We start from the raw sequence: 8,886 nt of genomic DNA, 5'->3' as shown, positions 1-8,886 counted from the left end.
TGATGTGTTTAAGAGACTGAAGAAATATTAGTTAAAGAGTGTTGCACTTTTTGCAACACAGTGTAGTGAAAACTGCGGTTGACATATAGACGTCTATACGGCAAATTGCTTGTATGAAAAAGATTCTACTTACTCGCACCACCATTATGTTAATTACCACCTTAAAAAGGGCGGTCGCTGACTAGTGCAAGTAAGCAAAAGACAACGAAAGCCCGCCTAACACAGAGCGGGCTTTTTTTTACACACGTTTTAGCATGCGTAACCTTAAGGAGCAGCATATGAAAGTCTTAAAGTTTGGGGGTTCTTCTCTAGCCGATGCACCGCGATACATGCGCGTTATGGAGATTAGCACGGCGACCCACCAAACCGACGGTGCTGCGGTTGTACTCTCTGCCCCAAAGGGGGTAACGAACGCGCTTTCACTACTATGTGAACAAGCAGCCGCGGGTGAAGATTTCCAGCCGTTATTCAATAAGTTGAACGACACGGTTACCGGCATCGCCAACAACCTAAACGAAGAACTCGACGGGTTTGCACATGCAAGCGTGGTAGAATTCATTAATAGTCACCTTTCCGTATTAAAACAGCACCTTGAAGGTATTAAGCTGCTTGGTGTTGCACCTGATAATGTCGCTGCCGGTATTCTAAGTATTGGTGAGTACATCTCGGTGACGCTTTTTAGCGCTATGCTATCTGCTAAAGGTATTGCTAATCGCGTTATCGACCCGGTTAAGTATGTGCTGGCCGAAGGCGATTACCTAGACAGCATTGCCGATGTGTCGCTTAGTAAAGCCCGCTTTTCAGATGTGCCTACTGACGGCAGTGAATTTCTTGTCATGCCGGGGTTTGTTGCTGCTAACGAAGCGGGCGAGAAAGTCACGCTTGGGCGTAACGGCTCAGACTATTCAGCGGCCATTTTAGCGGCGTGTATAGACGCAAATTGCTGTGAAATTTGGACAGACGTAGACGGTGTTTATAACGCTGACCCGAATCAAGTTGAAGGGGCAGTGCTGTTAGACAAGCTTACCTATCAAGAAGCGATGGAGCTATCTTATTTCGGTGCTAAGGTGCTTCATCCGAAAACTATCGGTCCTATTGCCCAACACCACATCCCTTGTTTGATCAGAAACACACTAAACCCAGCTGCGCCAGGTACGCTAATCAGCAATGAAAAAAGCGAGGTGTGGACGTCAGTTAAAGGTATTTCACAGCTTGATAACGTCACCATGTTTAACGTTGCAGGCCCTGGCCTTAAAGGCATGGTAGGTATGGCAAGTCGTGTGTTTGAGGTGATGTCGAACGCCAATATTTCAATAAGCCTTATTACCCAGTCTTCTTCAGAATACTCAATCAGTTTCTGTATCCAAAGCAAAGACGCCAGCCGAGCGTTAACGCTTCTTGAAGATGCGTTCGCGCTAGAGCTTCAAAATCAATTGCTAGATCCTATTGAAGTGCGTCATGACCTAGCCATTGTTACTTTGGTTGGTGACGGTATGCGTCAAACCAAAGGGTTGGCTGCGCGTTTCTTTAACTCGCTTGCCCAAGCGCGCGTAAACAACGTAGCCATTGCTCAAGGCTCTTCAGAGCGCTCTATTTCAACGGTAATTGAAAGTAAGCGTGCTAAGAAAGCAGTAAAAGTCATTCACCAGAATTTTTTCTCTGACCGCCATACCATCGACGTGTTCCTAGTAGGGTGTGGCAATGTGGGAACCGAACTGCTAGGTCAAATTGAAAAACAACAGCCTGCGTTGTTAAAACGCAACGTGCAGCTGCGAGTTTATGGTATTGCAAATAGCCGTAAGCTGCTGTTAAACAGCCAAGGTATTGATTTAAGCGGTGACTGGAAAGCGGCACTTGAATCGGCAAGCGAAGGATTAAGCGTTGAACGCCTGCATCAGTTTGCCAACGACAATAGTCTGGTAAACCCGGTGATTGTTGACTGTACTAGTCACGAAGCGATTGCACAGCAATATGTAGATATGATGGAAAGCGGTTTTCACGTGGTAACGCCAAATAAAAAGGCGAACACGAGCGCAATGTCTTACTACCGTAAGCTTCGCAAGACCGCGCAATCGACAAATCGTCAGTACCTTTACGAAACCACTGTCGGCGCAGGGCTACCGGTTATTGATAACTTGCAAAAGCTATTCAGCGCCGGCGACACCTTACACCGCTTTGAAGGAATTCTATCGGGCAGTTTGTCTTATGTATTTGGCAAACTTGAAGAGGGCATGAGCCTGTCGCAAGCGACACAAACGGCTAAAGACAACGGTTTCACAGAGCCTGATCCGCGCGATGACTTAAGCGGCATGGACGTAGCGCGCAAGCTGCTTATCATGGCTCGTGAAGCTGATTTAGCGTTAGAACTATCTGACATTGAAATTGAGTCTGTACTGCCAGAAGGCTTTGCTGAAGACTGTTCAATTGACGAGTTTATGCAGCAGCTGCCAGAGTTAGATGCGTCGTTTGGTGAAAAGGTTGAAGCGGCTAAAGCAGAAGGTAAAGTACTTCGTTATATCGGCAGCATTGAAGACGGAAAATGCAAAGTAAGCATTCAGGCTGTACCGGCAAGTAACCCTCTTTCGCAGGTAAAAGACGGTGAAAACGCGCTGGCGATTAACAGTGACTACTATAGCCCAATCCCTTATGTAATTAGAGGATATGGAGCAGGTGGTACGGTAACAGCAGCAGGGGTGTTTGCTGACATTCTGCGTACTATGCCGTGGAAGCAAATGGCGCACTAAGGGCTAAATAACGCTTAGCTTGCTTAGCGTAGATAGGCGGCTAAAGTAAGATATTCGAAGGTGTGACTTAGGCCAGTAATGTTGTGGCATCGATTTAAAGCGCTAATTTATTGAGCTAATTTGAAGCGCTAATATAAAGAGCACGCCACAAGCGAAGTAAGAGTAATAATATGAAAGCATTCACGGCCTTCGCGCCGGCATCAATTGGAAATGTGAGCTTAGGCTTTGACGTACTGGGCGCAGCGCTTGCGCCCGTTGATGGCACTAAGCTAGGTGATGAAGTTGAAATAAAGGCGGCTGAGTCATTTTCACTAGAAACGGTGGGGCGCTTTGCTCACAAACTCCCGGGCGATGCAGACAGTAATATTGTAACCAAGTGCTATCACTATTTCTGTGAGCAAATGGAAAAGGCTGGAAAAACAACCTCTCCTGTTGCGCTTACGCTTCATAAAAACCTTCCAATAGGCAGCGGGTTGGGTTCAAGCGCAAGCTCTATAGTGGCAGCGTTTGCAGCGCTAAATGCTTACTTCGACACCCCGTTCGATGAAGATACTCTGCTTATAATGATGGGCGAATTAGAAGGCCAAATAAGCGGTAGTATTCACTATGATAATGTTGCTCCCTGTTACTTAGGTGGTATGACGTTAATGACAGGTAGCGATGCGCCTGTCACGCTGTCGTTGCCGTTAAACGACGAATGGTACTATGCCGTTTGTTATTCAGGCATTAGCGTATCAACGGCGGCTGCTCGCGATATCTTGCCTAAACAGGTGGAAATGGCGACGGCACTAACCTTTGGTCGACAGCTAGGTGTGTTTGTACACGCCTTACATGTAGGTAACTTTGATTTGGCAGCATCGGTAATGAACGATGTCATAGCCGAACCTTACAGAAAATCGCTACTGCCTGGCTTTGATGACGCTCGTGCGTTTAGTGAGCAAGCGGGTGCGCTCGCTTTTGGTATTTCTGGCTCGGGACCTACGGTTTTTGCCGTGTGTCCAAGTAAAGCGCAGGCGGAAAAAGTCGCCGCCTATTTAACAGAGAACTACATTCAAAATGAAGATGGCTTTAGCCATGTGTGCCAAATACCAAGCCAAGGCACCATTGTTTCTTAAGGTACATAGCTTTTTAAGGTACATGGTTTCTTAAAGGCAAATGATTTCCTAAAAGCACAATAATTTTTTAAAAGATTAAAAGGGCAGAGTACTTGCCCACATAAAAAGGTAACAGCAAGTGGAATTGGTAAATTTAAAAGATTCATCGGACACAGCAAATTTTGCTGAAGCCGTTAAGCGGGGCTTAGGTAAAAACCAAGGGCTTTATTTTCCAGAGCATATTCCTACCCTAGACAATATTGACGAATTGTTGGAAAAGCCATTTGTAGAGCGCAGTATTGAAGTACTTCGCGCCCTTATCGGCGATGAGCTGAATAATGGCGAGCTAGAAGAAATTGTTCAGACCGCATTTGCTTTTGGTGCACCAGTTGAGCAGGTCAACGATAACGTATACTGCTTAGAGCTTTTCCATGGCCCAACGCTGGCGTTTAAAGATTTTGGCGGCCGCTTTATGGCGCAAACCCTGTCGCGTATTAGCGAAGGGAAGCCAGTTACCATTCTAACAGCGACTTCAGGTGATACCGGCGCAGCGGTTGCACATGCATTTCACGGCATCGACAATATCAACGTGGTTATTTTGTTTCCAAAGGGCAAGATTAGCTCGCTGCAGGAAAAGCTATTCACTACGCTAGGCGGTAATATTCATACCGTTGCTGTTGAGTCAGACTTTGACGCATGCCAATCACTCGTAAAAACCGCGTTTGACGACCCTGACGTACGTGAAGGCCTTCACCTGAACTCAGCAAACTCAATCAACATCAGCCGTTTACTAGCGCAGGTTTGCTATTACTTTGAAGCAGTAAGTCAGTTGCCAAAAGAGAAACGAGACCAACTCGTTATTTCAGTACCTAGTGGTAACTTTGGTAACCTTACGGCTGGCATGATTGCTAAATCGTTAGGTTTACCTATAAAGCGTTTTATCGCAGCAACTAACTTAAACGACACGGTACCTCGATACCTTAAAACCGGCGAGTGGGAACCTAAGGCGACGGTTGCGACCATGTCTAACGCAATGGATGTGAGTCAGCCTAATAACTGGCCGCGAATAGAGGCGCTTATTGAGCGTGGCTATATCGACAAAGCGTGTCTTAAAGGTGAGATGGTTGACGAAGAATATACGCAGCTTGCTATGCGTCAATTAGCGCAACAAGGCTATACCAGCGAGCCACATGCCGCGATTGCCTATCGCGCAGTAAGTCATGACTTAGAAGACGGCGAAATTGGTTTGTTCTTAGGAACAGCGCACCCGGCTAAGTTCAGAGAAACCGTTGAAAACGTGCTAGGTAATCCAATCAGCTTACCGAAAGCGTTGGCCGATGTAGCAGGCGAAGACAGCTTAGCGGTAGACTTGCCAGCGTCTTACGATGCACTTAAGCAGCATATGATAGATTTGCTTAAGTAATGACACCCTCGGCTACAACATGGCAAAGCGCGCTTGGTGATGAAAAGCAAAAAGACTATTTTGTTACGTTGCTTGAGCGCGTGAAGCACGCTCGTGAAGCGGGAAGCGTTATCTACCCGCCTCAGTCTGACGTATTCAATGCGCTTAAATACACGCCGCTAGACGAAGTAAAAGTCGTGATCTTAGGTCAAGATCCGTACCACGGTCCTAATCAAGCCCATGGACTTTGTTTTTCAGTAAAAGCTGGCGTTAAAACACCGCCATCGCTTAAAAATATGTACAAAGAGCTGTTGTCTGACATTGATGGTTTCACCGAGCCTAATCACGGCACGCTGACGTCGTGGGCGGAGCAGGGCGTATTGCTACTTAATACTGTATTGACCGTTGAGCAGGGCAAAGCACATAGCCACGCGAAATGGGGATGGGAAACCTTCACCGATAAGGTTATCGATGTAGTCAATGAGCACTGCCAAAACGTTGTGTTTCTTCTGTGGGGAAGCCATGCGCAAAAGAAAGGTAAGCACATTAACCGTGAAAAACACCACGTTTTACATGCGCCTCATCCGTCGCCACTCTCAGCACACAGAGGCTTTTTAGGTTGCAAACACTTCAGCCAAACAAACGAATACCTTATTGCTAAGGGCAAAGAACCCATTAATTGGCAGGTATAGTACTGGCAGGAATAGCAGCTAGCCACTCAGCAAGTGTGATTGCCCCATTCAGCGCCCTATCAATAGCTAGCTCACTAGATAAATGCCTAAATAGCTATGAGACCATGTTATGCGGTCTGGCCGCAATTAGGCACAGAGCATATTCCTTAGCTAATACGCTAATACATAGAGCCAGCGAAGAGACACCATGCTTGCAAGTGAAGCATTTACAGCACGCTAGAAAGTAAAAAGGCCGCCTGTGTAACAGGCGGCCTTCGTTTTATCTTTCCAGTGTCTCTAGCTCGTACTCGAAACCACAGTCGAGTTCGGCCAGTTCTTTTTCTAATTTGTAGCGATCTTGTAGCGCCTCGATTTCTCTCCACTTACGTTTTTTGCTTTTGGTTTTTGCTGGGCTTGCTTCGATGTCTAACATGGCAAATAGATCTGATTTATCCACTGGGATCTCCTTTTTATACCACTACAACTAATACAGAGTTTTTGTTTTTAATTCCCTCTGTACAATTTTGTATCACAGCCGCCACTAAAATAAAATAGTTTAATTTACCTTTTATTAACAAATTGTGACGATATGATGACAACGGTAAGGAAATGTCCAGTGTGTTTAAAGCGTGAACAATAACTGTATGTAATTGATCCTATTTGTTTTGTTAGTAATCAATTGTACAGTGTTACGGATATCAAAAATGTCTGTCGTATTGTTGATGAAAACCGCAACAAAAAACGGCTAGCTTCCGAAAAAGCTAGCCGTTCAGTTTGTTATTTGCACCAATTGGGTGATTTTAAATCACCTCGCATTCCTTATTTTGGTGCATTCGCTGCTCTGAATTTGGCAATCAATTGTTGTGTTGAAGCGTCGAAATTATCTTTGTCTGCCTCGCCTTGAATGCCTGCAAGTACTTGGTTTCCTAATACTTTACCTAACTCAACGCCCCATTGGTCGAATGAGTTAAGGTTCCAGATAACACCCTGAACGAATACCTTATGTTCATACATTGCAACCAGCGCGCCAAGTGTTTTAGGCGTAAGGCTATCAAACAAGAAAGTATTGCTAGGCTTGTTGCCAGGCATGGTTTTATGAGCGGCCAAGCGTTTGCGTTCAGCGTCGTCTAGGCCTTTACCGTCAAGGTCTGCATAACACTCTTCAAAGGTTTTACCCTGCATTAGTGCCTGGGTTTGACCAAAACAGTTAGACGCAAGCATAGCGTGATGCGTGTCGTCCTGGTTAGGAACGTTAAGTGGCAACATGAAGTCTGCTGGGATAACGCCAGAACCTTGGTGAATAAGCTGATGGAAGCTATGCTGGCCGTTTGTACCTTCACTGCCCCAAATAATTGGGCCAGTAGGGTAATCTACGTGCTCACCTTCTTGCGTCACTTCTTTACCATTACTTTCCATATCTAACTGCTGTACGTAAGCTGGTAAGCCGCGAAGATAGTGATAGTAAGGTAATAAAACGTGTGATTGCGCGTCGAAGAAGTTTCTGTACCACACACCTAACAGTGCAAGTAGAACAGGCATGTTTTCTTCTAGCGGTGCGGTTGTGAAATGGGTGTCCATGTCAAACGCACCTTCAAGTAAGCCTTTGAAGTTTTCAAACCCAAGGGCTAGCGAGATGGGCAGGCCAATGGCAGACCACAGTGAGTAACGACCGCCAACCCAATCCCACATAGGGAAAATATTGTCGGCGCTAATACCAAACTCGGTGGCTGCTTTAACGTTTGAAGACACGGCTACAAAGTGTTTAGCAATATCTTCTTGTGTACCGCCAGACTTTAAGAACCAGTCTTTAGCCGTAAGTGTATTTTGAAGCGTCTCTTGGGTAGAGAAAGACTTTGACGACATGACCACCAAAGTTTCTTCAAAATCTACGCTAGATAGCACATCGTGAATGTGGCAACCATCAACGTTGGCAACAAAGTGAACTTTCACGGCATCAACGGTATGCGGCTTAAGTGCCTCGGTCATAATCTTAGGACCAAGGAACGAACCACCAATACCAATTGCCACAATGTGCTTGATAGGCTTGCCGGTATAACCTTTGTGTTCACCGCTATGAACCGACGCGGTAAACGCTTCAATTTTTGCAAGCGTAGCATGCACTTCAGGCATTACGTCTTCGCCATCTACCAGTACTTTACGGTCTGAGAAATTACGAAGTGCGGTGTGAAGCACAGCGCGACCTTCTGTTGAGTTAATCTGCTCACCAGAAAACATCGCGTCGCGAAGGGGTTCTAGTTTGCACGCTCGGGCAAGGTCGAATAGTCCTTTAAGCGCTTCATCATTTACACGGTTTTTTGAGTAATCAAGAAAAATACCGCAGGCTTCAAGTTGCATCTTGTCCGCTCGATTTGCATCTTGTGCAAACCAGTCGCGCATGTGCGCATCTTTTACCGTTGCAGCATGTTCAGACAGCTTTTTCCATTCAGGAAGAGAAGTTAAAACACTCATTGTTTCAATAGCCCTTACGCGCTTAGTTTTTCGCGAAGCATGGTTTCAAGTTTTTCCTGATCTGCGGCGAAGTTGCGGATGCCTTCAGATAGCTTTTCGGTTGCCATTGCATCTTCGTTCATTGCCCAGCGGAATTCGCTTTCTGTTAAGCGGTCACCTGGTGTTTTTGTAGCGCCATTGTCTTTAAGTTTAACCTCTAGATCGCCAGGCTCGTTTGCCAGTTCTTCTAGCAGTGCTGGGCTAATGGTTAGACGATCACAACCTGCTAACGCTTGAATTTCACCAATGTTACGGAAGCTTGCACCCATTACTACGGTATTGTAGCCGTGCTCTTTGTAGTAGTTGTAAATTTTAGTTACAGATACTACGCCTGGATCTTCATCTGGTGCGTAAGACTCAGTACCGGTCGCTTTTTTGTACCAGTCTAAAATGCGCCCTTCAAATGGAGAGATAAGATAATCACCGGCCTCTGCACAAGCTTGTGCTTGGGCGAAGCTGAATAGAAG

Annotated in this window: 7 protein-coding genes; 4 read left to right on the top strand and 3 right to left on the bottom strand. The window is 45.8% G+C overall.

All coding sequences use genetic code 11. The features are described 5' to 3' along the window. Positions 1-278 precede the first annotated feature (278 nt). The 4 genes from thrA to ung all read left to right on the top strand — a co-directional run bounded on the left by thrA (position 279) and on the right by ung (position 5,932). Complete coding sequence (gene thrA / locus QVA83_RS11340; RefSeq protein WP_014950487.1) at positions 279-2,744, top strand: bifunctional aspartate kinase/homoserine dehydrogenase I; 2,466 nt, start codon at positions 279-281, stop codon at positions 2,742-2,744. 170 nt (positions 2,745-2,914) lie between these two features. Continuing rightward, a complete protein-coding gene (thrB, locus tag QVA83_RS11335) occupies positions 2,915-3,859 on the top strand; it encodes a homoserine kinase (protein WP_014950486.1) in 945 nt (314 codons plus the stop codon). Between the two features lie 118 nt (positions 3,860-3,977). After that, positions 3,978-5,261: a threonine synthase gene (gene thrC, locus QVA83_RS11330; protein ID WP_156078760.1), complete on the top strand. Its 1,284-nt coding sequence runs from the start codon at positions 3,978-3,980 to the stop codon at positions 5,259-5,261. Further along, positions 5,261-5,932 (top strand): uracil-DNA glycosylase, encoded by a 672-nt coding sequence (gene ung / locus QVA83_RS11325; protein WP_101565633.1) that lies wholly within the window; start codon positions 5,261-5,263, stop codon positions 5,930-5,932. Before thrC ends, ung begins: the two co-directional genes overlap by 1 nt. A gap of 259 nt (positions 5,933-6,191) precedes the next feature. Here ung and QVA83_RS11320 read toward each other — a convergent pair whose 3' ends face one another. The 3 genes from QVA83_RS11320 to QVA83_RS11310 form a co-directional block, all read right to left on the bottom strand. Further along, entirely contained in the window at positions 6,192-6,368 is a 177-nt protein-coding gene (locus QVA83_RS11320) for a DUF3545 family protein (protein ID WP_012519516.1), read from the bottom strand. A gap of 362 nt (positions 6,369-6,730) precedes the next feature. Continuing rightward, entirely contained in the window at positions 6,731-8,380 is a 1,650-nt protein-coding gene (gene pgi, locus QVA83_RS11315; protein ID WP_287498472.1) for a glucose-6-phosphate isomerase, read from the bottom strand. A 14-nt stretch (positions 8,381-8,394) separates the two neighbouring features. Next, positions 8,395-8,886 (bottom strand): transaldolase family protein (locus QVA83_RS11310; RefSeq protein ID WP_287498471.1); only part of this gene is annotated, 492 nt, incomplete at its 5' end.

This window comes from Alteromonas sp. AO-Serp (assembly GCF_017849675.1).
Lineage (GTDB): Bacteria > Pseudomonadota > Gammaproteobacteria > Enterobacterales > Alteromonadaceae > Alteromonas > Alteromonas macleodii.
This window is presented reverse-complemented; position numbering and strand designations above follow the sequence as displayed.

Bases quoted from the DNA above. Each gene is read 5' to 3' on its own strand.
- pgi (WP_287498472.1), bottom strand. From the start codon at position 8,380: ATGAGTGTTTTAACTTCTCTTCCTGAATGGAAAAAGCTGTCTGAACAT.
- thrB (WP_014950486.1), top strand. From the start codon at position 2,915: ATGAAAGCATTCACGGCCTTCGCGCCGGCATCAATTGGAAATGTGAGC.
- thrA (WP_014950487.1), top strand. From the start codon at position 279: ATGAAAGTCTTAAAGTTTGGGGGTTCTTCTCTAGCCGATGCACCGCGA.
- ung (WP_101565633.1), top strand. From the start codon at position 5,261: ATGACACCCTCGGCTACAACATGGCAAAGCGCGCTTGGTGATGAAAAG.